The organism is Mycobacterium sp. pUA109, assembly GCF_041287095.1.
Taxonomy (GTDB): Bacteria; Actinomycetota; Actinomycetes; order Mycobacteriales; family Mycobacteriaceae; genus Mycobacterium.
On sequence record NZ_JBGGKS010000007.1, the window covers coordinates 43,058 to 67,357 of the forward strand.

A 24,300-nucleotide genomic window follows, 5' to 3' on the forward strand; every position below is an offset into this window, starting at 1 on the left:
GCGGCTAGACCCGGCCGCGGCGCCGCACGATCTCGGCGGCGATGTCGGCGACCTTGATGTTGGTGTCCTGCGAGGTGCGGCGCAGCAGGTCGAAGGCCTCGGCTTCGCTGATGTCGTTGAGCACCATCATCATGCCGATGGCCTTGCCGATCTCGCGGTTGCTGGCCAGGCCGCGCTGCAGGCTGGCCGCCTCATCCCCGCGGGCCGCGGCGTTGATGGCCACCGTGGCGAACGCCGCCAAGATAATGGCGCGTTCGGCCGATGCCTTGTCGAACACATTGGGAGCGTCGGCGAACAGGTTAAGCGCGCCGACCTTGCGGCCATCGACCAGCAGCCGAAACCCCATCGCGCCGCGCACCGGTGTTTCGGCGACGACGCGGGCCGCCAGCGCGGGCCACTGGCTGTGCACGGTCAGATCGGTGTCGACCTGGGCGGAATCCTCTTCGATGGCATCCAGGCACGGCCCGTCACCGACGGCCAACTCCAGTTTGTCGATCTTGCGGGCCACCGCATCGCTGGCGGCCGCCGTCGCATAGCCCTCACCGCGGCGCAGCAGCAGGCTGGCGTGCTGGCAGCCCGGCACCATCAAGGTGGCCGCCACGCAGATCGCGGCATAGACCTCGCTCAGGTCCGAACCCTGGTAGACGATCTCGGCCAGCGCGGTGAACACCGTCGCGGGGTCGACCGGTGCCGCCGAGTCGTCGAGGTTACCGGTCATAGTCGTCATCGGGCAGCGGCGCGCTGCGATGCTGCTCGAACAGATCGGCGGCGTCGGCTTCGGCGTCGACCGAGAAACTCTCGTCGCGCGCGTCGTCGGGGTCGGTGACCGGCGCCGACTGGGCGGCCAGGTCAGCGTCGTTGGCTTCCGGAACCGGTCCGGTCATGGGGGTGCCTCCGTTGTCGGGGATTACCTACTAGTGTGCACGGGCGCGGTCAGCGTCGACGAGGTTCATGGCTACTCCGAAGTAAGGTACGGTCGGGTTTATGAGCGCGGGGCATCTCGACGTGGTCATTGTGGGGGCGGGCTTCGGCGGCATGGGCGCGGCGATCCAGCTGAAAAAGCTCGGCTACCACAACATCGTGCTGCTGGAACGCGAGAACGACCTCGGCGGCACCTGGCACGTCAACCGCTACCCCGGGCTGGCCGTCGACATCCCGTCGACCACCTACTCCTACTGGTTTGAGCCCAACCCGTACTGGTCGCGGTTGTTCGCCACCGGCCCGGAGCTCAAACGCTACGCCGAGCACGTCGCCGACAAATACGACGTGCGCCGCCACATGCGGTTCAACACGGTGGTGCAGGGCGCCCGCTGGGACGAGGAAGCCCAGCGGTGGCGGGTGGCGCTGGCCGGCGGGGAAACCCTGACCACCCGGTTCCTGATCACCGCCACCGGATTCCTGTCCCAGCCGCACACCCCGGACATCCCCGGCATCGCCAGCTTCGACGGCAAGGTCATCCACACCACCGACTGGGACGACGGCTACGACTTCGCCGGCCGCCGGGTCGGGCTGATCGGCACCGGCGCCACCGCGGTGCAGCTGATTCCGGAGCTGGCCAAAACCGTCGGCGACTTGACGGTGTATCAGCGCACCGCGATCTGGGTGGCGCCCAAGCTGGACTTCGGGTTCTCCCCCGCCGTGCAACGGCTGTTCGCCCGGGTGCCGCTGGCCCAGCGGGCGGTGCGGTTCGTCACCGACTACCTGCTGGAGTTCATGACGTTCACCGGCGTGCTGAACTACCCCTACTTCCGCCGGCTGTCGGTGGCGGCGATGGATCTGTGCAAGATCCACCGGTTTATCTCGGTGCGCGACAAGGAGTTGCGGGCCAAGCTGACCCCCAGCTACGACATCGGCTGTAAACGGCCCAGCTGGTCCAACGACTACTACCGCAGCTTCACCAAACCGCATGTGCACCTGGAAGCCGGCGGCATAGAACGCATCGAGCCCGACGGCATCGTCACCGCCGACGGTCGCAAAACCGTCATCGACACCTTGGTGCTGGCCACCGGTTTCGACCTGTGGGAGGCGAACTTCCCGGCCATCGAGATCGTCGGGCGCAACGGCCGCAACCTGGGAAAGTGGTGGCGGGAGAACCGGTTCCAGGCCTATCAGGGCGTGTCGATTCCGTATTTCCCGAATTATTTGAGCCTGGCCAGCCCGTACGCGTTCTGTGGGTTGTCGTTCTTCAACACCATGGAATACCAGATGCGGCACATGGACCGGCTGTTCGGCGAGGTGCAGCGCCGCGGCGCCACGACATTCGAGGTCACCGAGCAAGCCAACGCCCGCTTCCTGGATCGCATGACCGACCGGCTGGACCGCTCGGTGTTCTACGCCGGCGACTGCGCGACGTCACGGTCCTACTACTTCAACCACAGCGGCGAAGCGTCGCTGCTGCGGCCTACCTCGGTGCGCAACGCGGTGCGGGACGGGGCCAATTTCCCGTTGGACGACTACGCCATCGCCTAACCCGCTCCGAACAGCGTCACATCCATCAACCGGCGCACACAGGCCTGCGGATAGGCGCTCGCGGCGGCGCCGGCGGGGTCTCCGGCGTCGGCGGCCAACCGGTCGTAGTGCACCAGCCGGCCCAGGTCGACCACCAGGGCCATCGCCGCGTGCACCAAAAACCGCGCCTGGGTGGGGGTGACGTCGGAGCGCACCGCGGTCAGCAACTGGACCCAGGAGTCGATGGTGGAGCGCTGCACGTTGCGCAGCAGCGCCTGGTCGACCGCCGGCAGGTTGACCCGTTCGGTGTAGTAGATCGACGCCAGCTCGGGGTTGGCGAACGACGTCGCGACATAGGCGTCGACCACCTCGGTGAGCGCCTGCCGCGGGTCGCGCTGGGTGGCCAGCACGCCGGACAGTTCCCCGGAGATCCGGTCGGCGGACCGCCGCAACCCGATCACCAGAATCTCGGACTTGCCGGAGAAGTAGCGGTAGATCCCCGAAACCGGAATCTCGGCGGCCGCGGCGATCTGCGCCATGCTGGTTTCCGGGTAGCCCTGGTCGCTGAACAACACCATCGCCGCGTGCAGCACCGCCTCGTAGACGCCGGCCTCCGCGGTGAAGATCCGCCAGGCCGCCGGGCGCGGCACCACCTCGCTCGGCGAGGGCAGCTCGGCGGCCAGCAACGCCGTCGCCGCCGGGGTCAGCACGGCGCGGATGTCGTCGGGCGAGGACCGCACCCGATGGTCAACGATGCTGCCGATGATGCTGAGCAGCCCCGAGGACAGCATCCACCGCTGCGATGAGTTCAGCGACGGCCGCAGCACGGACAGCGGCCGCTGGATCCGCTGGTTCACCACCCGCAACTGTTCCATCAAGGTGGGCTGATCGTCGCCGTCCAGGTAGCGCGCCTGCCAGCGGTACAGGCCGCCGGATTCCCGGTTGGTCAGGGTGACGTCGATCAGCGCCTGCACCACCCGGTCCAGCACGGCGGACGCCTCGGTGTCGGGTTCGGCGTCGACGAATTCGGTGCAGTCCACCAGTTGCTGGCTCAGGGTCAGCACCGCACCGGCGAACAGGTGGTATTTGCTGGCGTAGTGCCGGTAGAGCGCGGGCGCCGAGATGCCGACCTTATCCGCGATGGTCTCCATGCTGACCGCGTGATACCCCAAGGCACTGAACGCCTCGGCGGACGCCCGGGCGATCTGGTCTTTGCGGTCCTTGGGCCGCCGCCGGATCCCGCCGGGTGCAGCCGCTGGCACCCCGACCGATTTTGTCACCGTCTCACCCTACCCACGTGCACTCCTCCCAAACCTATCCCAGGGGGTCAGAATCATGATTAACATAGTGGGTGCTCGGTGTGCGTGCGATGACAATGCGATAAACCCGGAGAAGCAGGTCAGGTGGATCGGTAACGCCGGCAGAGGGAGGGCACAGGTGCTGGAGATGCTGCGCCGCGTGCTCGACTACAAATTCACCGTCGCCGAACTCATCGGGATCGCGTTGATCATCGGCACGCCGTATCTGCTGATCGGCGTGGTGTGGTCGGGGACGCACACCGAGCACCTCAAAGACCTGGACGGCATCGACCTGGTGGTGTCCTTCCTCGGGTCGATCGTGTCGTGGCCCGTGTTGTTGCTCGCCAACGTCTGCATGACCTGACGGCCGCGGCCCATATAGACAGCCTGAACTGTTCAGTCTAAGCTGTCTATATGGCCGATGTCGCCGCATCCGCGGTCACCGCCGCCCGTGATGTGCGGGTGGTGTTCGGCCGGCTGCGGCGCCGGCTTCGCGAACTCGACACCAGCGAGGAACTCACCCCGTCCCAGACCGCGGTGCTGCTCCGCCTGGTCAAGGGCGGGCCGTCGTCGACCAGTGCGCTGGCCGCCGCCGAGCGGGTCCGACCCCAGTCGATGGCGGCCACGCTCGCCGGCCTCGACCGACACGGATTCATCCAGCGCCGCCCGGACCCCGAAGACGGTCGCCGTCAAGTGATCACGCTGACCCCGCAGGGTCAGCGGCGCGCCGAATCCGACCGCGAGGCCCGCCGGGAGTGGCTGACCCGCGCGATGCACGAGCGGTTCACCGAGCCGGAACGCCACGTCATCCTCGAAGCGCTGTCCCTGCTGGACCGGCTCTGCGACTAACCGAACTGCGAAAGGACCGTCACCGCAATGGAATTAGGCATACACTTCATCGACTTTCTGCCCGGCGATCCGCGCCGGCTGGGCCCGGCCCTGGCGGCCACCGCGAAGGCCGCCGAGGACGGCGGGGCGACGATGTTCACCCTGGCCGATCACTTCTTCCAGATGGAGGGGGTGGGCCGCGCCCAGGATCCGTTCCTGGAGGGCTACACCGCGCTGGGTTTCCTGGCCGGGCAGACCACGACGATCACGCTGACCATGCTGGTCACCGGGGTCACCTACCGCTATCCGGGGGTCCTGGCCAAAACCGTGACCACGCTGGACGTGCTGTCCGGAGGCCGCGCCATGTTCGGCATCGGGGCCGCCTGGTATGAGCACGAGCACACCGCGTTGGGCATCCCCTATCCGCGGCTGTCCGACCGGTTCGAGATGATGGAGGAGACGCTGCAGATCTGCCAACAGATGTGGAGCGACCACGACGGCCCCTACCACGGCAAGCATTACCGGTTGGCCGAGACGATCTGTGCGCCGCAACCGATCCGGCGCCCGCCCATCCTGATCGGCGGCAGCGGGGAGAAGAAGACGCTGCGGATGGTCGCCCAGTACGCCGACGTGTGGAACACCACGGTGTCCGACCCGGATGAGCTGGCGCACAAGGTCGACGTGCTGAACCGGCACTGCGCGACGCTGAACCGCGATCCCGCCGAGATCCGCAAGACCGTCGGCTTGTTCACCGACCCGTTCGCCGACCTCGACGGCTACCTGCGGACCGTCGAAACGCTGGCCGGGCTCGGGTTCGCGATGATCAATGCCGGCCCGCTGCCCGGCAACCCGGACCCGGCCGGTTTCGTGCGCCGTCTCGGCGACGAGGTGGTGCCCCGGCTGGCCGAGATCGGTTAGTTCAGTCCGACCAGCTGCGCGGCACCATCGGGGTGGTCGGCGAACCGCTGAACCGCCCGCCGGCCAGGGTCGCCAAGCCCGCCGCCTGGGCGACGCCGGATTTGGCTGCAGCACCGGCGAATCCCAGCGGGCCGGCCCCCTGGCCGGAGGCGCCCACCGCGGCGGGCACGTCCCAGTCCGGGTCGACCTCGATGTTCATGTCCATAAACTCGTCGCCGTAGCCGCGCTGTCCCGCCTTGCGGCGCCGACGGGCGCGGGCCTGCTCAGCGGCGGCCGCCTTGTCGGCCGGCGCGGCGGCGTCCTCGCTGCCGGGCTCGGCCGCCGAACGGGACCGGCGCCGGCTGGCGCCGGTCCGCGACAACAGGCCCGAGGCGCTGGCGGCATAAAGCCCATCGGACATCGCCGCCTGGGCGCCCAGCGGGTTGGTCGCGGTCGGGCCGAACCCGACCCCCGGGCCGCCGCCGGTCGGGCCGCCACCGGTCGCCGTCGCGGTGCTCGGGGCCGCCGAGCTGGGGGCGGTGGAGCCGTTGCTGACCGTGGTTTCGATGCCGGCGGGCGCCGACGGCGCCAACGCCGAGCCGGTGGGCACCGGTGTGGCCGCGGCCGCGGGCAGGTCCGCCGGCGGCACCGGGACGGCGGCCACCCCGGCCACCCCGGCCACGCCGGCCAACCCGGCGAGCCCCACGACACCGGTGGCGGCCAGCGCCATCGGCGCGGCGGCGGCCAGCAGCAGCGGGGAGACTTCGGCCAGCGCCAACACCAGCATCAGGTTGTGGAAAACGTTCCAGGCCAGCGCGGAGGCCAGCGCCGGTGAGATACCCGGGATTTGCGAAAACAGCGGCGTCAGCGCATTGACAATGGGCATCGGCTGCAGCGGGAACCCGTTGGGGAAGAACAGTTGGGCGACCGGATCGGCGAAGCCCATGTTGTAGTCGGTGATCCACTGCGCCAACTGGTCCTGCCACGACGAACTCGACGTGGTCGCCGCCGTGGTGGTGGCCTGCTGTTGGGCGGTGGAGGCCTGGCTGTTCTGGTTCACGATCTGCGGGGCGGGCGTGGTGGCCGGAACCGCGGCCAACGCGGAGCTGGAGACCACGTGGTAGGTACCCATTGTGGTGGCGGCCTGAATCCACATCCGCACGTAGTCGGCCTCATTCACGGCGATCGGAATGGTGTTGATCCCAAAGAAGTTCGTGGCCACCAACGCCCCGTGGATGGTGTGGTTGGCGGCGAGTTCACCCAGCGTGGGCATGGCGGCCAGGGCGGCGGTGTAGGCGCCGGCGGCGGTCTCGTGCTGGGCGGCCGCGACGGCGCTTTTGGTCGCGCTGTCGAGCAGCCAGCTCAGATACGGGCCGTGCGCGGCCACATACTGCTCGGCGCTGGGGCCCTGCCAGGCCCCGGCCTGGACACCGCCCAACGCCGCGGTCAGTTCAGCGGCCGTCGCCTCGTAGTCCGCACTCAACGCCGACCACGCACCCGCGGCCGCCAGCAGCGGACCGGGGCCCGGACCGGCGCTGAGCAACGTCGAGTGCACTTCCGGCGGCGAGGCCATCCAGATCGGGGCGGTCACCAAATACCTCTTCGTCGACTTCGCTTACCTAACAGTGGTCGGCGTGCGACGCGGTTTGGTTCCCGGCCTTCTCACTGACTCTGCGTTGAGGGCGCACTTCACTCGCACTTCTGCGCCATACCCGCAGAGTGAACGCGCGACGGCGTTAGCCGACCCGGAAGGCGCGGGAGGCGGCCCGGCCGACGATCTCGGCCAGCTCCTCGGGGGCCCACTGCTGGTCGGGGTCGAGCACCATGCGGATGGCCGCTTCACCGATCGACAGGAACACCTCGGTGAGCGCGGACAGCACCCGATCGATGTCGTCGACTTGCCGGCGTTCCAGCAGCGGCCGCATCAGCTCCGCCGTCCGGCTGCCGACCTGGGCCCGGCCCCGGGCGATGGCGGCGACGATCACCGGGTCGGGGTCCGCGGCGTACATGATGCGCCAGGCCGCGGGTCGCTCCCGGCAGATGGTGAGCAGGCCGCGGAAGCCGTCGACGAACATCTGCTCAACGGTGCTGGTCTTCTCCGGCGGCAGGATGCCGAACAAGCTGCTCAGCGCCACGTCGGCTTCACGCTCCAGCAGGGCGGCCAGCACTTCCCCGCGCCCGTTGTAGCAGGCGTACACGACCGGCCGGGTGACGCCCATCCGCTCGGCGATGGCCGCCATGGTGACCTCCGCCACCCCGTGGGTGCCGGCAATGTCCAACGCGGTGTCGAGCACCTGCGGGCGACGCCGCTGCGGACCGAGGTGTTCGGCGCGGGCACGGTGTGTCGCGGTCGGCGGCAGGGTGACTCCGTCCTTCGCTACCTCAGCGCAGGTAGACGTTGGCGATGATCAGCACCGGCCAGGCTACTACCTCCCCGACCACCGAGAACAGTTTGTCCAGACCACCGACCGCGTCCAGGTGCCGGTGGTGGGTGCCGGCCCAGACCAGCCCGGCAGTGAAATACGGCAGCCCGACGGCGACCGCGGCGACCACGCCGAGATGGACGAGTTGACGCACGCTGAGCCGGGTGTCCCACAGCGTCATCGCAGGCTGCCCAGGATCGGCTGGGACTCGATGAGCCCGTCGTCACTGGGTGCACACCCCTCGCCGAACACCCGGTTCTTCTGCTTCTCCCGCATCTCGAGGTGGGCTTGCGCAGGGATGGCGTACCCGTAGCGGGCCTGAGCTTCCCGCGGCGTCATGGTGACCGGATTCCTCGGCGGGATCGCCAACACCACCCGGGTGCCGATCGGCAGGGTCATCGGCGAGATCAGCCGCAGCAGGCTCAGCTGCAGGCGCTTGCTTGCGCCGATCACGGTGAACGCCGCGCTCAGCGGCGACACCACCAGCGCGTCGAGCAGCCGCGAGGTCCCCACACCGCCCAGCTCGCGCATCCAGCGCGGCATGGTGGCCAGGGTGCCGCGGCGCAGGAACGCCGCGATGACCCGGGTGGCCGGGCGCAGCAGCAGCGGCATCGGCGGCAGCATCACCTCGGCGCGCAGCAGATGGTGCATCGCCTTGTGGGCGATCCCGGAGCCGACCAGCTGTGGCCGCATCTGCTCGAAGTACTCCCGGATGGCCTCCCGGCTGCGGGGCACGTCGGCGGGGTCACAGGTCTGCAGTTCGGCCGCCCGAGCGCAGTCCGCCCAGTACTGCGCCTCCTCCTCGGCCGAGAGCCGGCCGGGACCGAATTTCTCGTAGGCGTACAGGATCGAGTGCCAGGCGGTCAGGTGAATCCACAGCTGCGACGCCGGGTCGTTGGCGTCGTAGCTGGCGCCGGTGACCGGGTCCACGCCGATGGCCTTGGAGTGGATCTTGACCAGCACGTCGGCGGCCTCCGCGGTGGAGCGGCTATCCCCGAACGCGACCATGGCGAAATACCGCAGCGTGCGGTCGTAACGGGTGCGCGGCCGGTCGTAGATGGCGTGCGTGTGATCCACCGAGGCGACCAGCGCGGGGTCGAGTTCCTCGATGACCACGGCCCGCTGAAACCCGATGGACAGCGACGTCGGATAGCTCCACACCTTCCAGGTCACCGAATCCGGGCCGAAGAATCCGTAGTCCTCGGCGGGCTCGGCCTGCGGTAACGACAGCCAGGCACGCAGGGCGCTCAAACGGCTCAAGTGTCTCCCCTTCCCCATTTCCTACATCGTGAAGGATTCTGTACCTCCGATGCGACGGCGTCAAGGGCCGGGGGCGAGCAGGGTTACGCGCGGGGTGGCGATCCACAGACGCGGAGCGTTTTTCAGGCGCTCAGACGGACCGCGTTGTTAGCATCAAGCGGTGGTGCGGTTGATGACGTTGCGGCTTTTCGACAACGCGTATCAGGCCCTCAAACGGTATGCCGGCCTGGACAGACTGCCGATTGCCTCGTGGATTGAAAACCAGCTGGATGTCGAGGACATGCGAAGGCGGTGCGCCGAACATGACCAGTGGATGCGTGCGCACCCTGAGATTGCGGCGTTTAGCGAGGCGTGGGCCGATCGCAACCTCGAGGAGTTGGCGAAGCATTGAGTCGATTACGCCGGGGGGAGGTTTGGCGTACCGACACCGGCGTCAGAGTGCTGGTTATTTCCTCGACGATGTACAACGAAATCCCAAGCGAACCAACCGCCATCGTCGTTCCGGTATTTGATTCCGAGCCAGCGACCGGTTTCGGAGTAGACGTCGGCGACGGATGGGCGGCGCCAGGTCTGATAACGAGCATGCGAAAAGCCCGGTTATCCGAGCAGCTTGAGACGATCGATGTCCAAGCCCTCACGGACGTCAACAACATGCTGTTCAAACTGCTCGCGACACCAGATCGCTAACCGCCCTGCCCCGCCGAGCAGACGCAAAAGCCCCCGATTTCGCGCCGAAACGGGGGCTTTTGCGTCTGCTCGCGGGGGCTACGACGGCGTCAGCGCGCGCCGGGTAGCCGCAGCACCAGCCGGGTGCCGCCCAGCGGGCTATCCTCCAGTGCCGCTGTGCCGCCGTGCAATTCGGCTTGCTGCGCCACCAGCGCCAGACCCAGCCCGGAGCCGGAATGCGAGGCGGTGGACCCGCGGGAGAACCGTTCGAACACCGCTTCGCGTTCGTTTTCCGGGATGCCGGTGCCGTTGTCGTCGACGGTGATCTCCACCCCGTCGGCGGAACTGACGGCGTTGAGCTCGATTTCAGTGGCCCCGCCGTGCTTGACGGCGTTGGCGATGGCGTTGTCGATCACCAGCCGCAACCCGGTGGGCAGCCCCAGCATCAGCACGGCCGAGGTGGGGATCAGCGACACCTGAAGGTCGGGGAAGCTGCGCATCGCGTCGTGGGCGGCGCGGTCCAGCAATTCGGTGATGTCCAGCGGCACGTGGTCATCGGCGGTGGTCAGCTCGCCTTGAGCCAACCGTTCCAGCGCCATCAGCGTGGCCTCGATCCGGCTTTGGGTGCGTATGACGTCGCCGATCAGTTCCTGACGCTGCTCGTCGGGCAGGTCCAGGGTGGACAGCACCTCCAGGTTGGTGCGCATCGCGGTGAGCGGGGTGCGCAGCTCATGGGAGGCGACGGCGGCGAAATCGCGGGCGGACTCCAGGGCGGCCTTGGTGCGCTGTTGGGCGATGCCGATGCGGGCCAGCATGCCCTCGACGGCCTCGGCGATCTCCACGGCTTCGCGGACCCCACGCACCTTGACCTCGTCGGGTTTGGACTGGGCGCTGATGGCGCGGGCCTGCTGGGCCAGCATCCGGAACGGGTTGATCATGATCAGCCACATCACCCAGCCGACCACCACGGTGCCGACGATGACGCCGCCGCAGATCCCCAGCACCCGCAGGTGCAGTTCGTTGATCCGGTGTTGGGTTTCGGTGACCGGCGCACCAACCGCGATGGAGGCCCGGCCGGCGGTGAAGGTCCGGACCCGGTATTGCACGCCGTTGATCGCGGTGGTGTTGTAGCCGTTGTCGAACTGCGGCAACACGATATCGCCGGGCACCGAGACGGTGGTGCCGCCGATGCGCGCGGTGCGCACCACGTTGTCCTCGGCCGGCGGCCGATCGGCGGGGTCCTGGGTGCTTCTGAGCAGCATGTTGATGTCGCCCAGGCTGCTCAACGAGTCCAGCCGGCGATCCAGCTGGCTGTACTGGTCGTTGATCACCCCGAACCACACCCACGCGCCCAACGTGATGACCAGGGCCACCACCGACAGCGCGGCGACAATCACGATGGTGCGCAGCGACAGCAGCGGCCGCAGGGGGCGCAGCAGCCGGATCAGCAGGTGCTCATCCCCGTCGAGCAGACGCACGCCACTCACCCCGTTTCTGGGTCCTTTCGTGACTGCCCACCCATGATCACTGACCAAGGACGTGGCGGGTGCGGTCGTCGCGGACCGGAACACCGTTGTGGCCGCTGAGATCCTGGGCGTACAGCCCGGCCGCGTAGGCCACGCCGCCGCCGTTGATGCCGAGCTCGTCTTTGTTGATGTGCTCCAGCGTGTCGGTCTTTTGGTGGTAGTTCGGGTCGAACGGCTGATCGGCCTCCCCGCCCCACAGCTTGGCTTGGTCCGGCGATTTCTTGACCTCGGCACCGGAGAACAATCCGCCCGACGGCACACCGGCCAGGGTGAACCCGTCGTAGTCGGACCGACCGTCAAACGAGGTGTCCTGCGCGGTCTTGCCGGCCGACTTCAGGTAGGCGACCAGGGTGCGTTCGATCCCGGCCGAGCCTTCCGGCACCACCGGATGCCCACGCTCGTCCGGGGCCAGCGACTGGTCCCCGTCGTAGGTGAAGTAACCCGGGTTCGGGGAGGCCAGCATGTCGAAGTTCAGGTACAGCGCAAGGTCTTTGAGCGCGTCGGCGTCCAGTGACTCGACGTACTTCATCGACCCGATCAGCCCGAGTTCCTCCGCGCCCCAGAACCCGAACCGCACCGCGTTGTGCACGTCGGGTGAATTGCCCAGCTGCAGCGCGGTTTCCAGCACCGCCGCCACACCGGAGCCGTTGTCGTTGATCCCCGGACCCTCGGGCACGGAATCCAGGTGTGCGCCCAGCATCACCACGTCGTGGGTGGATCCGGTCTTGGTTTGCGCGATCACGTTGCGGGCCTTGACATCTTTGGTCTCGGCCTGCAGCTTGAGGGTGGCGGTCCCGGACAGGCCGCGTAGCGTCGCGCCCTCGGATTTGGTCACGCTCACCACCGGGATCTTGACGTCGGTGTCCTCGCCCAGGGTGCCGCCCATCTTCTCCTCGTCGACGTTGTCGGCGACGATCATCGCCACCGCACCGCGCTCGACGGCGATGGCTTCTTTGTCCTTGAACGGGCATTTGCCGCGGTCGACGAGCACCACCGCGCCTTTGACCGGCAGCCCGTCGTAATCGGTGGCGCTGCAGCCGGGGCTGTCGTCCTTGGCCGGGGCGGCCACCAGCGGCCCGCTGATCCCGTCCGGCGGGGTGCCCAGGCTGTACTGCAACGCGCGGGCGTCCAAGGTCCGGTCGCCGACGCTCACCGTGCCCTTCTCGGCGTGGAACACCCGGGCCTGAAACTCCGGGGTCTGCACGTCGAAGCCTTTGTCCCGCAATGCGTTCGCCACGTAGTCCACGCTGGCCTCGTACCCGGGCGTGCCGACCGCGCGGGTGCCGTTGTTGTCGTTGGCAATATCTTGCAGCTTCGTCAGGTGCGCCATCATGGCGTCGGCGGTGACCTTGTCGCGCAGCGCGGAGGCGAACCCGGCGGCCACGGATGCATCCGCCGGCTCCGCCCGCTCCGAGGCGCGGTCGCAGCCGCCGAGCAGCAGCGTCGTCACGCCCACCAGGCCGAGCAGCACCGGTATTACCTTCGACTTGTTACCCACCGCGCCCACGTTAGCCGTTGCCCGACGCGCCCCGGTCACCACCCGAAAATTCCGTTGCGCCGACGTTGCTGGCGTGGCAGCCTAGCTCCCCGGATCTAGGAGGGGAAGCAGGTCAAGCGGGGTACCGTCCGGCTTCTGCGTGTTGTCCTTGTAGAACCGCCGGCTTCGGAGGTTCGACTCCTTCTCATATCCGATACCGCTCCCGGGGGACCAGGTTCATCGGTCTTGCGGCCCGCGCCTGCTTGTCCAGAGGCGCGACGCCCCATCGATGGACGTGCCCGGCGGCGGTATCCCTAAACGCACGACACGCCCGAAAGGAGGACCGCACGATGTCCCTGCTGAAGCAACTGACGGTCAACGCCGGCCAGCGCGCGTTGGTGTACCGCGCTGGGACGTTGTCGCGGGTGCTGCCGCCGGGTCGGCACCGGCTGGTCGGTGCGGTGTCGGTGCAGGTCGTCGACGTGCGCGAGCGCGTGGTGGCGTTGGCGCCCCAGGAGGTGCTGACCTCCGATGCGGTGTCGCTGCGGATCACGGTGGCGGTGCGGATCGCGGTCAGCGATCCGGTCGCCTACCTGGAGAACGCGGCCGACCCGGTGGCCGCGGTCTACCTGGCCGCGCAGATCGCGCTGCGCGAGGTCGTCGCCGCGTTGAGCGCCGACGACGTGCTGCGCCGCGGCAACCGGCTCGACGCCGCACCGATCGCCGACGCCGCCCGCGCGGCCGGCGCCCGGACCGGGATCGACGTCCTCGACGTCTACGTCAAGGACGTCATCGTTCCGGCCGAGATCCGTTCGGCCGCAATGGAGCTGATCACCGCGAAGACGCGGGGGGCGGCGAAGATGGAGGCCGCCCGGGCGGAGACCGCGGCGCTGCGGGCGCTGGCCAACGCCGGCAGGCTGCTCGACGCGCACCCGGCGCTCGCGCAGCTGCGGCTGATCCAGGCGGTGCCCTACGGGTCGCGGGTGGCGCTGACGGTCGGCGGAGCCGACGATGCCGAGTCGGCCGACGACGCTGGGTAGCGTCGCGGCCGGCTCAGGCGTCGCTGAGCTGCGCGGCGACCAGGTCGGCGACCGCGCGCATCCCGGCGGCGTTGGGATGAAACGGGGCCGGGCGCCACGGCAGCGGCCACGCCGCGCCGACCGTCCACGGCCGCGCCGACCAGGCGTGGTGCTCGCGGCTGGCCTGACCGGCCGGCACGAGCTCGCAGCCGGTGGCGGCCGCGGCCGCGGCGGTGTGCTCCTCGAGCCGGGCGGCCACGTGGCGGCCCAGCTCGGTGTGGCGCGCCGACAGCGGCGACGCCGGCTCGCCGTCCGGTGGCAGCAGCGTCAGATAGTCGACGAACAGCACCCGGGCCTGCGGTGCCCGGTCGCGCACCGCCGCGCCGACCGCGCGCAGCGAGTCGCCGACCCCGGCCAGCGCTTTATCCCGCGCGTCGCGGTCCAGCAGCGCCGCGATCCTCGGCAGTAGCCGGACCGGTCGCGGCAGGCAGGCGGCCATCAGCAGCGGCACGTAGCCGACGTCGTTACCGCCGATGGTGATCGTGACCAGGCGCTCGGACCCGTTGAGCGCGTCGAGCTGCGGCGCCGCGCCGCCCTGGCGGTCGGTGAGTAGATGCGCGGTGGTGGCGCCGGAAAACGTGACGTCGACCAGGTCGAGGCCGAGTTGGTCGGCGACCAGGTGCGGGTAGTTGCGCGCCGAGCGGCCCGACCCGAACGGCGCCCCCGCCGCGCCGGGCCGGATCCCCGGACCGGCCGCCATCGAGCTGCCCAACGCCACATAGCGACTCATCGCGCCTCCAGGTTCGCCGAGTGTGCGTCCATGGCGGGATTTCGGCGATTTTTCCGCCACAGATGCACGCTCGGCGCAAAGCAGGGCGGCGCAGGAACCGTCATCGCGCGGGGCTGGAGGCCTGCGCCCAGAACCGTTTCGGGATGCGGCCGGCCCGGCGCGCCAGATACCCGGCGGTGACCGCGGCGGCCATCGCGGCGGCCATCGCCGGCGGGTTGGCGGCCCGGGTCACCGCGCTGGCCAGCAGCACCGCGTCGCAGCCCAGCTCCATCGCCAGCGCGGCGTCGCTGGCGGTGCCGATCCCGGCGTCCAGGATCACCGGGACACCGGCGGCCTCCACGATCATCTCGATGTTGTGCGGGTTGGCGATGCCCAGCCCGGTGCCGATCGGCGAACCCAACGGCATCACCGCCGCGCAGCCGGTGTCTTCGAGCCGACGGGCCAACACCGGGTCGTCGTTGGTGTAGGGCAGCACCACGAACCCGTCGTCCACCAATTGTTCGGCGGCCCTGACGAGTTCGACGGCGTCGGGCAGCAGGGTGCGTTCGTCGGCGATCACCTCGAGCTTGACCCATTCGGTGCCCAATGCTTCGCGGGCCAGCTGCGCGGTCAGCACCGCCTCGGCGGCGCTGCGGCAGCCGGCGGTGTTGGGCAGCGGCGTGATGCCCAGCCGGCCCAGCAGGTCGAGCATGCCGGTGCCGCCCTCGGCGTCGACCCGGCGCATCGCGACGGTGGTCAGCTCGGTGCCCGACGCCACCAGCGCCTCCTGCAGCACCGCCAGGCTGTGCGCTCCGCCGGTGCCCATGATGAGCCGGGAGCCGAATTCGCGGCCGGCGATGGTCAGTTTCTCCTCAGCCACCTTGCACCGCCGTCACCACCTCGAGACACGCGCCGTCGGAAAGTGCTGTGAGCCAGCCGGATCGCGGCAGCACCGTCTGATCCAACGCCACCGCGATACCGCGGTCGGGGTAGCCCAACGCGGTCAGCAGGGCGGCAACGGTGGTCGCCTCCTCAACCTGGACCGGTTCATCGTTGACGATGACATTCATGCGGCGCTCCTCCTCATCGCTTCGCTGTGCATCGTCGCCGCCACGGATCAGCATGAGTGCGCTCCAACCGGAAGGAGTTCGGACACCATCTGTTCGGCGGTCCACGGGGCCAGCAGGAATCCGTTGCGGCCATGCCCGGCGGCCACCAGGGTGCGGTCATCCAGGCGCTGCACCAGCGGCAGGTTATCCGGGGTCATCGGACGCAGCCCGGCGGTGTATTCGGCCAACTCGTATTCGCCGAGTCCGGGCGCCACCGCGCACGCGTCGTCGAGCAGGTCCCGCACCCCCGACACGGTGGGCGCGGTGTCGCGGCCGTGCTCGTATTGGGTGGCGCCCACCACGACGCCGTCGCCGCGCGGCACCAGATACACCTGCCGTCCGTGCACCCGTGCCCGAATCACCCGCTGCGGCACCGGCAGACAGCCCCGACGCCAGCGCAGCCGCAGCACCTCACCCTTGACCGGCCGGATCGGCAGGTCGGGCCACAGCGCCGGGGCGTCGATGCCGCACGCGATCACCACCGCGTCGGCGTCGCCCACGTCGGCCAGCTCCGACACCGGGCCGGCCCAGGCCACCCCGAGCCGCTCGCAGGCCTCCGCCAGCGCGACGACCACCGCCCGGTTGTCCACCGCCAGCTCGGTCACCGCCCGGAACCCGTGCCGAATGCCCTGGGCCAGCAGCGGTTCCACGTCGCGGGCGGCGGACTCCCAGACCACCGGGTGGCCCTGTGTGGACAGCCAGTCAGCGACGGTGCGCAGGTCGGCGACGTCGGCGGAGTCCACCGCCACCACCAGCGACTCCCGGGCGGTCACCACCGGCTCCGGCAGCCCGTCCAGAAACGACTCGTGCCACAGCCGCAGCGACGCCAACCCCAGCTGCAGCAGCCGCTCCTCACCGGGCCAGCCCTCGCTGTGCGGGGCCAGCATGCCGCCGGCGACCCAGGAGGCGCCGGGCTCACCGCCGCGGTGCACCCGCACCGACCAGCCGGCCTGCGCGGCGCGGCGCGCTACCGACAGCCCGATGACGCCGCCGCCGATGACAGCCAGCGACCCGAGTGTGGTCTGTGACATCCTTCGCTCCCTTCGCCGGCATGACCCGGATCAGGTGTGACGGTAAGGGCCGGTCTGGTGGGCCCACTCTCAGCCCCGCTCCCGGGACTCCCGTGTCAGCCCTCCACGCTAGCCGCTAGCGTCGCGGTGTGCATCAACGCGTAGACCGGCTCCGGGCCGCCCGGCTGTACCTGTGCACCGACGCCCGGCGGGAACGCGGCGACCTGGCCGACTTCGCCGACGCGGCGCTGGCCGGCGGGGTGGACATCATCCAGCTGCGGGATAAGGGCTCCGCCGGGGAACAACGGTTCGGCCCGCTGGAGGCCCTCGACGAGCTGGCTGCCCTGGAAATCCTGGCCGACGCCGCCCGCCGGCACGGCGCCCTGCTGGCGGTCAACGACCGCGCGGACATCGCCCGCGCCGCCGGCGCCGACGTGCTGCACCTGGGGCAGCGGGACCTGCCGCTGCCGGTGGCCCGCGACATCGTCGGCCCGGACGCGCTGATCGGCCGCTCCGCCCACGATGCCGACCAGGTCGCCAACGCCGTCGCCGAGCCGGTCGACTACTTCTGCGTCGGGCCGTGCTGGCCCACCCCCACCAAGCCGGGCCGGCCCGCGCCCGGCCTGGGCCTGGTGCGCACCGCCGCCACGCTGCCCGGGAACAAGCCGTGGTTTGCGATCGGCGGCATCGATGGGCGGCGGCTGCCGGAGGTGCTCGACGCCGGTGCCCGGCGGGTGGTGGTGGTGCGCGCGATCACCGCCGCCGACGATCCGCGGGCGGCGGCCGAACAGCTCAGCGCGGCGCTGACAGCAGCGAGCTGAGCTGGGCGCTCAGCTGCGACGGCGGGTGATCGGCCGCCCCGGCCGTGCACCACACGAAAACCCCGGTTTCGATCTCCACGGTGCGGGGCAGCTCGCGGCGCCGCTGGTCGCCGTCGTGCAGCGGAATGGTGGCCGCCCCGGCGCGCAGCCGGTCCCAGCTGTCGGCGAAGCCGGGATGTAACGGCAGGCCGGACACCTCCGCCTCGGCCACCCAGCGCAGCTCGGCGCTTTCCCGGTTGGGAACCACCGTGAGCAGCTCGCCGGCGTCGGCGACGACGGTGGTGTAGGTCCAGGCGGTGCCGCTGGCGGTGGCGGTGACCAGCTGGCCGCGCACCGCGATCCGCTCGGCGGGCAGGCCGGCTTCCTCGTGGGCTTCGCGCACCGCGGTCTGCTCGGCGGTCTCGTGGCTGTCGCGGGCGCCGCCCGGCAATCCCCAGGTGCCGCCCTGATGGCTCCACCAGGCGCGGTGTTGCAGCAGCACCGCCGGGGTGCCGTCGGGCCGGGGCGCCCGCAGCAGCAGACCCGCCGCGCCGTGCCGGCCCCAGTACCGGGCGCCGGTATCGGAGATCGACCACCCGTCGCCGTCGCCGTGCACGGGTTCAGAATAAGCAGGCCGGGGTCAGCCGCCCCGGCCGGCAACACTCGTCCACAACCTGTGCGCCCCGCGTCACCCATGCTCTTAGAATTTGCTTATACCGTTGGTGGACGAGCAGCGCAGTCCGACGACCAGCCGAAAGATGAGGTCCGAACCGCCGTGACCGTGGAGTTGGCGCATCCGTCGACCGAGCCGCAAGCGTCGCCGTCGCCGACTGGGTCCACCCACCCGCGCTGGTGGTTCATCACCACCACCCCCGGACGCATCCTGACCATCGGGCTCATCCTGGCCACGCTGGGCGGCCTGAGCGCGTTCGCCACCTCCACGACGATCGATCACCGCCAGACCGCGCTGACCACCGTGCTCAACCACACCGAGCCGCTGGCGTATGCCGCCGGCCGGCTCTACACCACGCTGTCGGTGGCCGACGCCGCCGCGGCCACCGCGTTCATCGCCCAAGCCGAGCCCCGCAGCGTGCGGCAACGCTACGAGCAGGCCGTCATCGACGCCGCGGTCGCGGTGACCCGGGCGTCCAGCGGGCTGACCGATGAGCCGCTGGTGCAGCTGTTGGGCCGGATCAACGCCGAGCTGGCCACCTACACCGGCCTGATCGAGATCGCCCGCACCAACAACCGGGCCGGTAACCCGGTCGGGTCGTCGTACCTGTCGGAGGCGTCCGCGCTGATGCAGGGCACCATCCTGCCCGACGCGCAGAAGCTGTACGAGGCCACCTCGGCGCGGGTGGACACCGAAACCACCGCGTCGACCCGGGTGCCCGCCCCGGTCATCATCATCGTCGCCACCACGGTGATCTTCGGGGCGTTCGCGCACCGCTGGCTGGCCCGGACCACCCGGCGACGCATCAACCCCGGCCTGATCGCGGGCGCGCTGGCGATCCTGATCATGGTGATCTGGGTGGGTACCGTGTTGGTCATCTCCACCGCGGGTAGCCGCACCGCCAAGGACACCGCCGCCGAGTCACTGAAAACCATCACCAACCTGGCGATCACCGCGCAGCAGGCCCGCGCCGACGAGACCCTGTCACTGATCCGCCGCGGCGACGAGGACGCCCGCAAACAGACCTTCTACCAGCGCATCGACACCATGCACCAGCAGCTCACCGGCTACATGTCCCGCAACGACGCGGTCGCCAAGGCCGACCTGGACGACGCCGAGCAGCTGCTGACCCGGTGGCGGCAGGCCAATGACCGGATCAACTCCTACATCACCGTCGGCAACTACCAGGCCGCCACCCAGGTGGCGTTGGGTACCGGCCAAGACGACTCCACCCCGGCCTTCAACCAGCTTGAGGCCGCGCTGGACAAGGCGATGCAGCAGAGCCGCAACCAGCTGCGCAACGACATCCTCAACGCGCGCCGGGTGCTGTCGGTGGCCCCGGTGGGCGGGGCGGCGCTCAGCCTGGGCGCCGCCATCGCGGTCGCGTTGGGTCTGTGGCCCCGGCTAAGCGAGTACCGATGAGGCGGCTAGCCGGCCCGCTGTGCGCCGTGCTGGCGGTGGTGCTGGTCCTGGCCGGGTGCGGGCACTCCGACTACGTGACGACGTCGTCGGCAGCGACGCTGCCGCCACCCACCCCGGCCGGGATGCAGGAGCTGCCGCCGGAGGCGCCGCGGCCGCCGCAGCCCGCCCCCGACTGTGACCGCACCGCCAGCCTGCACCCGTTCGCCACCCCGGCCGAGGCCGACGGCGCGGTGGCCAACATCCGGGCCCGCGGCCGGCTAATCGTGGGGCTGGACATCGGCAGCAACCTGTTCAGCTTCCGCGACCCGATCACCGGGCAGATCACCGGGTTCGACGTCGACATCGCCGGTGAGGTGGCCCGGGACATCTTCGGCACCGTGTCGCAGGTCGAGTACCGGATCCTGTCATCGGCCGAACGCATCACCGCGCTGCAGAAATCCCAGGTCGACATCGTCGTCAAGACCATGAGCATCACCTGCGAGCGGCGCAAACTGGTGAACTTCTCCACCGTGTACCTGACCGCCAACCAGCGCATTCTGACCCCGCGGGATTCGCCGATCGCGCAGGCCTCCGACCTGTCCGGCAAGCGGGTGTGCGTCGCCAAGGGCACCACCTCGCTGCACCGGATCCGCGAGATTTCCCCGGCCCCGATCATCGTGTCGGTGGTGACCTGGGCGGACTGCCTGGTGGCGCTGCAGCAGCGCGAGGTGGATGCGGTCAGCACCGACGACTCGATCCTGGCCGGGCTGGTGTCCCAAGACCCCTACCTGCACATCGTCGGACCCAATATGGGTCAGGAGCCCTACGGCATCGGGATTAACCTAGACAACACCGGCCTGGTCCGGTTCGTCAACGGCACACTGGACCGCATCCGCCGGGACGGAACCTGGAACACGCTGTACCGCAAGTGGTTAACGGTGCTGGGTCCGGCACCGCCACCCCCGACCCCGAAGTACGTGGACTGATGAGCCCCCGCGACGACGACGATGCAGCGCGCAGCGATGCTGAGGAGCGGCGCAGCATCCCAGCCGACGACGATGCGCAACCCGACGCGGATGAGCCGCGTCCGGTGAGCGAGCCCGCGGACCGGGCTCGGGCCCCCGAACCCGAGCACGACGTCGGGCCCAGCACCGAACCGGCCGACGTGCTGGCCGACTCCGCCGCAACCCAGCGTCCGATGGCCACCCAGGCGATCTTCCGCCCCCGGTTCGATCCGGACTCCGACGGCGGGTCGGACGAGGACGTCGGCACCCAGCCGCAGCAACGACCCCATCCGGTGCTGCGCCCGGTGGCGCCGGTCCGCCGGCTGGGCGGCGGGCTGGTGGAGATGCCGCGGGTACCCGAGATCGACCCGTTCGCCGCGGTGATGACCAACCCGGTGGTGGCCGAGTCCAAGCGGTTCTGCTGGAACTGCGGGAAGCCGGTGGGCCGGTCCGGCGCGGAGAGTAAGGCGGCATCGGAGGGCTGGTGCCCGTACTGCGGCAGCCCGTATTCGTTTTTGCCGCAGCTGAAGCCGGGCGATATGGTGGCCGGCCAGTACGAGATCAAGGGCTGCGTGGCGCACGGTGGTCTGGGCTGGGTGTACCTGGCGTTCGACCGCAACGTCAACGACCGCCCGGTGGTGCTCAAAGGCCTGGTGCATTCCGGGGACGCCGAGGCACAGGCGATCGCGATGGCCGAGCGGCAGTTCCTCGCCGAGGTGACGCATCCGGCGATCGTGAAGATCTTCAACTTCGTCCAACACCCGGACCGGCACGGCGACCCGGTCGGCTACATCGTGATGGAGTACGTCGGCGGGCAGTCCCTCAAACCGGCCAAGGGCAAAAAGCTGCCGGTCGCGCAGGCGATCGCCTACATGCTCGAAATCCTGCCCGCGCTGGGCTATCTGCATTCCCTCGGCCTGGTCTACAACGACCTCAAGCCGGAGAACATCATGCTCACCGAGGAACAGCTCAAGCTGATCGACCTGGGCGCGGTGTCGCGGATCAACTCGTTCGGCTACCTGTATGGCACCCCGGGCTATCAGGCACCCGAGATCGTGCGCACCGGGCCGACGGTGGCCACCGACATCTACACGGTGGGCCGCACGCTGGCCGCGTTGACGCTGAACCTGCGCACCCGCGACGGCCGCTACGTCGACGGGTTGCCCGACGACGACCCGGTGTTGCGGACCTACGACTCGTTCGGCCGGTTGCTGCGCCGCGCCATCGACCCCGACCCGCGCCGGCGGTTCAGCTCCGCCGAGGAGATGTCCGGGCAGCTGATGGGGGTGCTGCGCGAGGTGGTCGCCCAAGACAGCGGGGTGCCGCGGCCGGGACTGTCGTCGATCTTCACCCGGTCGCGGTCCACGTTCGGGGTGGACCTGCTGGTGGCGCACACCGACGTGTACCTGGACGGGCAGGTGCACTCGGAGAAGCTGACCGCCCGCGAGATCGTCACCGCATTGCAGGTGCCGCTGGTCAACAAGGCCGACGTCGCCGCGCCGGTGCTGTCGGCGACGGTGCTCTCCGAGCCGGTGCAGACCCTGGATTCGCTGCGCGCGGTGCGCCACGGCGCGCTGGACTCCGAGGGCATCGACTTATCCGAATCCGTCGAGCTGCCGTTGATGGAGGTCCGCGCGCTGCTGGACCTCGGCGACGTCACCAAGGCCACCCAGAAACTCGAGGATTTGGCCGAGCGGGTCGGCTGGCAGTGGCGGCTGGTGTGGTTCCGCGGCGTCGCCGAACTGCTGACCGGTGACTACGATTCGGCCAGTAAGCATTTCACCGAGGTGCTGGACATGTTCCCCGGGGAGTTGGCCCCCAAGATGGCGTTGGCGGCCACCGCCGAGCTGGCCGGCACCGCCGACGAGCGCAAGTTCTACCAAAGCGTGTGGAGCACCGACGACGGCGTAATCTCGGCGGCCTTCGGGCTGGCCCGGGCGCTGTCGGTGGAAGGCGACCGGGCCGCGGCGGTGCGAACCCTGGACAAAGTCCCGCCCACCTCACGGCATTTCACCACCGCGCGGCTGACCAGCGCGATGACGCTGTTGTCCGGGCGCTCCACCCGGGAGATCACCGAGGACGACATCCGCAACGCCGCCCGGCGGGTGGAGGCGCTGCCCGACACCGAGCCGCGGGTGCTGCAGATCCGCGCGCTGGTGCTGGGCGCGGCGATGGACTGGCTGGCCGATCACGAGGCCAGCACCAACCACATCCTGGGCTTCCCGTTCACCGACCACGGGCTGCGCCTCGGTGTGGAGGCGGCGTTGCGGGGGCTGGCCCGGGTGGCACCCACCCAGGCGCACCGCTACGCGTTGGTGGACATGGCCAACGCGGTGCGGCCAATGTCGACGTTCTGAGGGTTTACGCCGGACGGGTGGTTCATGGACTCCAACCGAGTACGCGATGCCGCCGCCGCGGAAATCGGACGGCACCGCCGTCTGCTGCGCACGCCCCGGGACGCCCGAGTGCTCAGCGCGGTAATGCTGCCGCTGCTGCGGTGGTCGCCGCCTGCCGGATTCGGTGTCCTGACTACGACCGGGCGCAAAACCGGCAAGCCGCGCAGCAAGTGCGTCCGGGTGATCCGGAAAGGCCAGCGAGCGTATCTGGTGGCGTTGCGGCCGCCGCACGTGGCGGTGACGTGGCCGGACGCGGTGCACGCATGGGTGTGGAACATCCGCGCCGACCCGAGGGTGCGGCTGCGGATCCCGGGCGGCATGTTCGACGGCGTCGCGTACGAGATCACCGACGCCGCCGAGCTGGCCAGTGCTCGGGCAGCGATCTGCGACGCCGTGCACGCGACCGACTACGCCGAGTGCGCGCTGCATCTTCGCGGGGTGCCGACCCGAACGAAAATCCAGGAACTGCACCGTTATTGGTTTGACACCGGGATCCCGGTAGTCATCGAGCTGAAGGAAACCCCGACCTGACCACTCGCCGGTGATCACGATCAGATTTGGATACCTGACGCGCAGTCTTGGGCCGCGCTGCACCATCTGACCCCGGCAGGTTCAGGGGCTAAGTATGTCGACACCAGCCACCAAGATTCACTGCACGCACAGGAGAAGTTTTTGCCTCCGTCTTGGTGCCGATAACAATGTCGGCGCCGAGGCGCTCTCTCTGCTCTCGACACTCGACTGGAGTCGAAGCGCCGATAGGCGGCGCGCTTCCGTACCCCCAGATGCGGCAATTGTCCGACGGGCTCGCCGCTGGCCACATACAATGGCCGCCGTGATCGGCAAAGCTAGGCGGATCGTTGTAGGGCTGGCGGTCGTGGCCACCGCCCCGCTGATATCTCTGGTCACCGCACCGCTGGCCGCCGCACACGACCCGGAATGCGACACCATGATGCCGGTGGGTGATCAACTGGAGGCTTCCTTCGACCAAGTTGAGCCGGAGGGGGTGACGCCACCCGGTGTGGGGAATCAGATCGTTCAGGATGAGCGCCCGCTGTACGAGTTGTCCGGTCAGACCGCGGTGGATCTGAGGAACTGGTCGGACGTCTTGGCCGCCAAACTCAACCACGACAATCGCTACGCGCAGCAAGGCCCCGACCAGCTGTGGCTGTCGGCCGATCTGGGTGCCGCGCGCAGCCATCTCTTAGCGGCGCGCCGCTACTGCCTGTGGGGCGACCACTTCGGGTAACGCCGCTGGGCGCTAGCCAGGCAACCGTGATTGTGCGATTTCATCCGGTT

General features: G+C 69.5%; 27 protein-coding genes and 1 riboswitch. Of the genes, 13 read left to right on the forward strand and 14 right to left on the reverse strand.

What is annotated here, in order from left to right:
- Positions 1 to 4 precede the first annotated feature (4 nt).
- Both ACAG26_RS10085 and ACAG26_RS10090 read right to left on the reverse strand, forming a co-directional pair.
- Positions 5 to 718: a GAF and ANTAR domain-containing protein gene (locus ACAG26_RS10085; protein WP_370481760.1), complete on the reverse strand. Its 714-nt coding sequence runs from the start codon at positions 716 to 718 to the stop codon at positions 5 to 7.
- The gene (locus tag ACAG26_RS10090) at positions 708 to 884 is read right to left on the reverse strand and encodes a hypothetical protein (RefSeq protein ID WP_165618376.1); all 177 of its coding nucleotides are present in this window, start codon (positions 882 to 884) and stop codon (positions 708 to 710) included. Before ACAG26_RS10090 ends, ACAG26_RS10085 begins: the two co-directional genes overlap by 11 nt.
- A gap of 100 nt (positions 885 to 984) precedes the next feature.
- Here ACAG26_RS10090 and ACAG26_RS10095 point away from each other — a divergent pair, with 100 nt between their 5' ends.
- The gene (locus tag ACAG26_RS10095; RefSeq protein ID WP_370481762.1) at positions 985 to 2,469 is read left to right on the forward strand and encodes a flavin-containing monooxygenase; all 1,485 of its coding nucleotides are present in this window, start codon (positions 985 to 987) and stop codon (positions 2,467 to 2,469) included.
- Here ACAG26_RS10095 and ACAG26_RS10100 read toward each other — a convergent pair.
- The gene (locus tag ACAG26_RS10100) at positions 2,466 to 3,686 is read right to left on the reverse strand and encodes a TetR/AcrR family transcriptional regulator (protein WP_370482083.1); all 1,221 of its coding nucleotides are present in this window, start codon (positions 3,684 to 3,686) and stop codon (positions 2,466 to 2,468) included. The two genes, ACAG26_RS10095 and ACAG26_RS10100, sit on opposite strands and share 4 nt — an antisense overlap.
- Before the next feature lie 208 nt (positions 3,687 to 3,894).
- On the opposite strand from ACAG26_RS10100, the gene ACAG26_RS10105 reads away from it, so the two are divergent.
- From ACAG26_RS10105 to ACAG26_RS10115, 3 genes are read left to right on the forward strand one after another with little or no spacing between them, the layout of a single operon-like run.
- The gene (locus ACAG26_RS10105; RefSeq protein WP_370482085.1) at positions 3,895 to 4,110 is read left to right on the forward strand and encodes a hypothetical protein; all 216 of its coding nucleotides are present in this window, start codon (positions 3,895 to 3,897) and stop codon (positions 4,108 to 4,110) included.
- 50 nt (positions 4,111 to 4,160) lie between these two features.
- Complete coding sequence (locus tag ACAG26_RS10110; protein ID WP_370481764.1) at positions 4,161 to 4,595, forward strand: MarR family winged helix-turn-helix transcriptional regulator; 435 nt, start codon at positions 4,161 to 4,163, stop codon at positions 4,593 to 4,595.
- Between the two features lie 27 nt (positions 4,596 to 4,622).
- Entirely contained in the window at positions 4,623 to 5,492 is an 870-nt protein-coding gene (locus tag ACAG26_RS10115) for an LLM class F420-dependent oxidoreductase (RefSeq protein WP_370481766.1), read from the forward strand.
- A 1-nt stretch (position 5,493) separates the two neighbouring features.
- On the opposite strand, the gene ACAG26_RS10120 is transcribed toward ACAG26_RS10115, so the two are convergent.
- The 4 genes from ACAG26_RS10120 to ACAG26_RS10135 form a co-directional block, all read right to left on the reverse strand.
- On the reverse strand, positions 5,494 to 7,062 hold the full coding sequence (locus ACAG26_RS10120) for a PPE family protein (protein ID WP_370481768.1): 1,569 nt from the start codon (positions 7,060 to 7,062) through the stop codon (positions 5,494 to 5,496).
- 145 nt (positions 7,063 to 7,207) lie between these two features.
- Positions 7,208 to 7,765 carry a TetR/AcrR family transcriptional regulator gene (locus ACAG26_RS10125; RefSeq protein ID WP_370481769.1) on the reverse strand — a complete coding sequence of 186 codons (558 nt, stop codon included), beginning with the start codon at positions 7,763 to 7,765 and terminating at the stop codon, positions 7,208 to 7,210.
- Positions 7,766 to 7,853: 88 nt separating this feature from the next.
- On the reverse strand, positions 7,854 to 8,075 hold the full coding sequence (locus ACAG26_RS10130; RefSeq protein WP_370481770.1) for a hypothetical protein: 222 nt from the start codon (positions 8,073 to 8,075) through the stop codon (positions 7,854 to 7,856).
- Positions 8,072 to 9,145, reverse strand: a complete 1,074-nt coding sequence (locus ACAG26_RS10135; protein WP_370482087.1) for an oxygenase MpaB family protein — start codon at positions 9,143 to 9,145, stop codon at positions 8,072 to 8,074. The genes ACAG26_RS10130 and ACAG26_RS10135 overlap by 4 nt, the downstream gene beginning before the upstream one ends.
- A gap of 169 nt (positions 9,146 to 9,314) precedes the next feature.
- On the opposite strand from ACAG26_RS10135, the gene ACAG26_RS10140 reads away from it, so the two are divergent.
- Both ACAG26_RS10140 and ACAG26_RS10145 read left to right on the forward strand, forming a co-directional pair.
- Positions 9,315 to 9,545 (forward strand): hypothetical protein, encoded by a 231-nt coding sequence (locus tag ACAG26_RS10140; RefSeq protein ID WP_370481772.1) that lies wholly within the window; start codon positions 9,315 to 9,317, stop codon positions 9,543 to 9,545.
- A 47-nt stretch (positions 9,546 to 9,592) separates the two neighbouring features.
- Positions 9,593 to 9,841, forward strand: coding sequence for a MazF family transcriptional regulator (locus ACAG26_RS10145; protein WP_370482091.1), 249 nt, complete (start codon positions 9,593 to 9,595; stop codon positions 9,839 to 9,841).
- Between the two features lie 89 nt (positions 9,842 to 9,930).
- Here ACAG26_RS10145 and ACAG26_RS10150 read toward each other — a convergent pair whose 3' ends face one another.
- Both ACAG26_RS10150 and ACAG26_RS10155 read right to left on the reverse strand, forming a co-directional pair.
- A complete protein-coding gene (locus ACAG26_RS10150; protein ID WP_370482095.1) occupies positions 9,931 to 11,268 on the reverse strand; it encodes a sensor histidine kinase in 1,338 nt (445 codons plus the stop codon).
- A 76-nt stretch (positions 11,269 to 11,344) separates the two neighbouring features.
- Positions 11,345 to 12,844, reverse strand: coding sequence for a M28 family metallopeptidase (locus ACAG26_RS10155; protein ID WP_370481775.1), 1,500 nt, complete (start codon positions 12,842 to 12,844; stop codon positions 11,345 to 11,347).
- Positions 12,845 to 13,173: 329 nt separating this feature from the next.
- Here ACAG26_RS10155 and ACAG26_RS10160 point away from each other — a divergent pair, with 329 nt between their 5' ends.
- Positions 13,174 to 13,863, forward strand: a complete 690-nt coding sequence (locus tag ACAG26_RS10160) for a slipin family protein (protein ID WP_370481776.1) — start codon at positions 13,174 to 13,176, stop codon at positions 13,861 to 13,863.
- A 13-nt stretch (positions 13,864 to 13,876) separates the two neighbouring features.
- Here the strand turns inward: ACAG26_RS10160 and ACAG26_RS10165 are convergent, their stop codons facing one another.
- From ACAG26_RS10165 to thiO, 4 genes are all read right to left on the reverse strand, one after another.
- Complete coding sequence (locus ACAG26_RS10165; protein ID WP_370481779.1) at positions 13,877 to 14,632, reverse strand: SGNH/GDSL hydrolase family protein; 756 nt, start codon at positions 14,630 to 14,632, stop codon at positions 13,877 to 13,879.
- 100 nt (positions 14,633 to 14,732) lie between these two features.
- Positions 14,733 to 15,491: a thiazole synthase gene (locus ACAG26_RS10170; protein ID WP_370481780.1), complete on the reverse strand. Its 759-nt coding sequence runs from the start codon at positions 15,489 to 15,491 to the stop codon at positions 14,733 to 14,735.
- Complete coding sequence (thiS, locus tag ACAG26_RS10175) at positions 15,484 to 15,681, reverse strand: sulfur carrier protein ThiS (protein ID WP_370482097.1); 198 nt, start codon at positions 15,679 to 15,681, stop codon at positions 15,484 to 15,486. The genes ACAG26_RS10170 and thiS overlap by 8 nt, the downstream gene beginning before the upstream one ends.
- A gap of 47 nt (positions 15,682 to 15,728) precedes the next feature.
- Positions 15,729 to 16,751 (reverse strand): glycine oxidase ThiO, encoded by a 1,023-nt coding sequence (thiO, locus tag ACAG26_RS10180; protein ID WP_370481781.1) that lies wholly within the window; start codon positions 16,749 to 16,751, stop codon positions 15,729 to 15,731.
- Positions 16,742 to 16,855: riboswitch (TPP riboswitch) on the reverse strand. It overlaps the preceding gene by 10 nt.
- A gap of 24 nt (positions 16,856 to 16,879) precedes the next feature.
- On the opposite strand from thiO, the gene thiE reads away from it, so the two are divergent.
- Positions 16,880 to 17,551 carry a thiamine phosphate synthase gene (gene thiE / locus ACAG26_RS10185; RefSeq protein ID WP_370481784.1) on the forward strand — a complete coding sequence of 224 codons (672 nt, stop codon included), beginning with the start codon at positions 16,880 to 16,882 and terminating at the stop codon, positions 17,549 to 17,551.
- Here the strand turns inward: thiE and ACAG26_RS10190 are convergent.
- Entirely contained in the window at positions 17,523 to 18,146 is a 624-nt protein-coding gene (locus tag ACAG26_RS10190) for an NUDIX domain-containing protein (RefSeq protein ID WP_370481786.1), read from the reverse strand. The two genes, thiE and ACAG26_RS10190, sit on opposite strands and share 29 nt — an antisense overlap.
- 159 nt (positions 18,147 to 18,305) lie before the next feature.
- On the opposite strand from ACAG26_RS10190, the gene glnX reads away from it, so the two are divergent.
- The 5 genes from glnX (at position 18,306) to ACAG26_RS10215 (ending at position 24,250) form a co-directional block, all read left to right on the forward strand.
- Positions 18,306 to 19,625 (forward strand): protein kinase G-activating protein GlnX, encoded by a 1,320-nt coding sequence (gene glnX / locus ACAG26_RS10195; protein ID WP_370481788.1) that lies wholly within the window; start codon positions 18,306 to 18,308, stop codon positions 19,623 to 19,625.
- The gene (locus ACAG26_RS10200; protein ID WP_370481790.1) at positions 19,622 to 20,590 is read left to right on the forward strand and encodes a glutamate ABC transporter substrate-binding protein; all 969 of its coding nucleotides are present in this window, start codon (positions 19,622 to 19,624) and stop codon (positions 20,588 to 20,590) included. Before glnX ends, ACAG26_RS10200 begins: the two co-directional genes overlap by 4 nt.
- Complete coding sequence (locus ACAG26_RS10205) at positions 20,590 to 22,965, forward strand: serine/threonine-protein kinase PknG (protein ID WP_370481791.1); 2,376 nt, start codon at positions 20,590 to 20,592, stop codon at positions 22,963 to 22,965. Before ACAG26_RS10200 ends, ACAG26_RS10205 begins: the two co-directional genes overlap by 1 nt.
- A 24-nt stretch (positions 22,966 to 22,989) precedes the next feature.
- Positions 22,990 to 23,535, forward strand: a complete 546-nt coding sequence (locus tag ACAG26_RS10210; RefSeq protein WP_370481794.1) for a nitroreductase family deazaflavin-dependent oxidoreductase — start codon at positions 22,990 to 22,992, stop codon at positions 23,533 to 23,535.
- Positions 23,536 to 23,836: 301 nt separating this feature from the next.
- The gene (locus tag ACAG26_RS10215) at positions 23,837 to 24,250 is read left to right on the forward strand and encodes a hypothetical protein (protein WP_370481795.1); all 414 of its coding nucleotides are present in this window, start codon (positions 23,837 to 23,839) and stop codon (positions 24,248 to 24,250) included.
- Positions 24,251 to 24,300: the final 50 nt, after the last annotated feature.

Coding starts and splice junctions, on each gene's coding strand:
- ACAG26_RS10090 (WP_165618376.1), bottom strand. CDS start 884: ATGACCGGACCGGTTCCGGAAGCCAACGACGCTGACCTGGCCGCCCAG.
- ACAG26_RS10165 (WP_370481779.1), bottom strand. CDS start 14,632: ATGAGTCGCTATGTGGCGTTGGGCAGCTCGATGGCGGCCGGTCCGGGG.
- ACAG26_RS10130 (WP_370481770.1), bottom strand. CDS start 8,075: ATGACGCTGTGGGACACCCGGCTCAGCGTGCGTCAACTCGTCCATCTC.
- ACAG26_RS10210 (WP_370481794.1), top strand. CDS start 22,990: ATGGACTCCAACCGAGTACGCGATGCCGCCGCCGCGGAAATCGGACGG.
- ACAG26_RS10160 (WP_370481776.1), top strand. CDS start 13,174: ATGTCCCTGCTGAAGCAACTGACGGTCAACGCCGGCCAGCGCGCGTTG.
- thiS (WP_370482097.1), bottom strand. CDS start 15,681: ATGAATGTCATCGTCAACGATGAACCGGTCCAGGTTGAGGAGGCGACC.
- ACAG26_RS10205 (WP_370481791.1), top strand. CDS start 20,590: ATGAGCCCCCGCGACGACGACGATGCAGCGCGCAGCGATGCTGAGGAG.
- ACAG26_RS10085 (WP_370481760.1), bottom strand. CDS start 718: ATGACCGGTAACCTCGACGACTCGGCGGCACCGGTCGACCCCGCGACG.
- thiO (WP_370481781.1), bottom strand. CDS start 16,751: ATGTCACAGACCACACTCGGGTCGCTGGCTGTCATCGGCGGCGGCGTC.
- ACAG26_RS10105 (WP_370482085.1), top strand. CDS start 3,895: ATGCTGCGCCGCGTGCTCGACTACAAATTCACCGTCGCCGAACTCATC.
- ACAG26_RS10110 (WP_370481764.1), top strand. CDS start 4,161: ATGGCCGATGTCGCCGCATCCGCGGTCACCGCCGCCCGTGATGTGCGG.
- ACAG26_RS10200 (WP_370481790.1), top strand. CDS start 19,622: ATGAGGCGGCTAGCCGGCCCGCTGTGCGCCGTGCTGGCGGTGGTGCTG.
- ACAG26_RS10115 (WP_370481766.1), top strand. CDS start 4,623: ATGGAATTAGGCATACACTTCATCGACTTTCTGCCCGGCGATCCGCGC.
- ACAG26_RS10095 (WP_370481762.1), top strand. CDS start 985: ATGAGCGCGGGGCATCTCGACGTGGTCATTGTGGGGGCGGGCTTCGGC.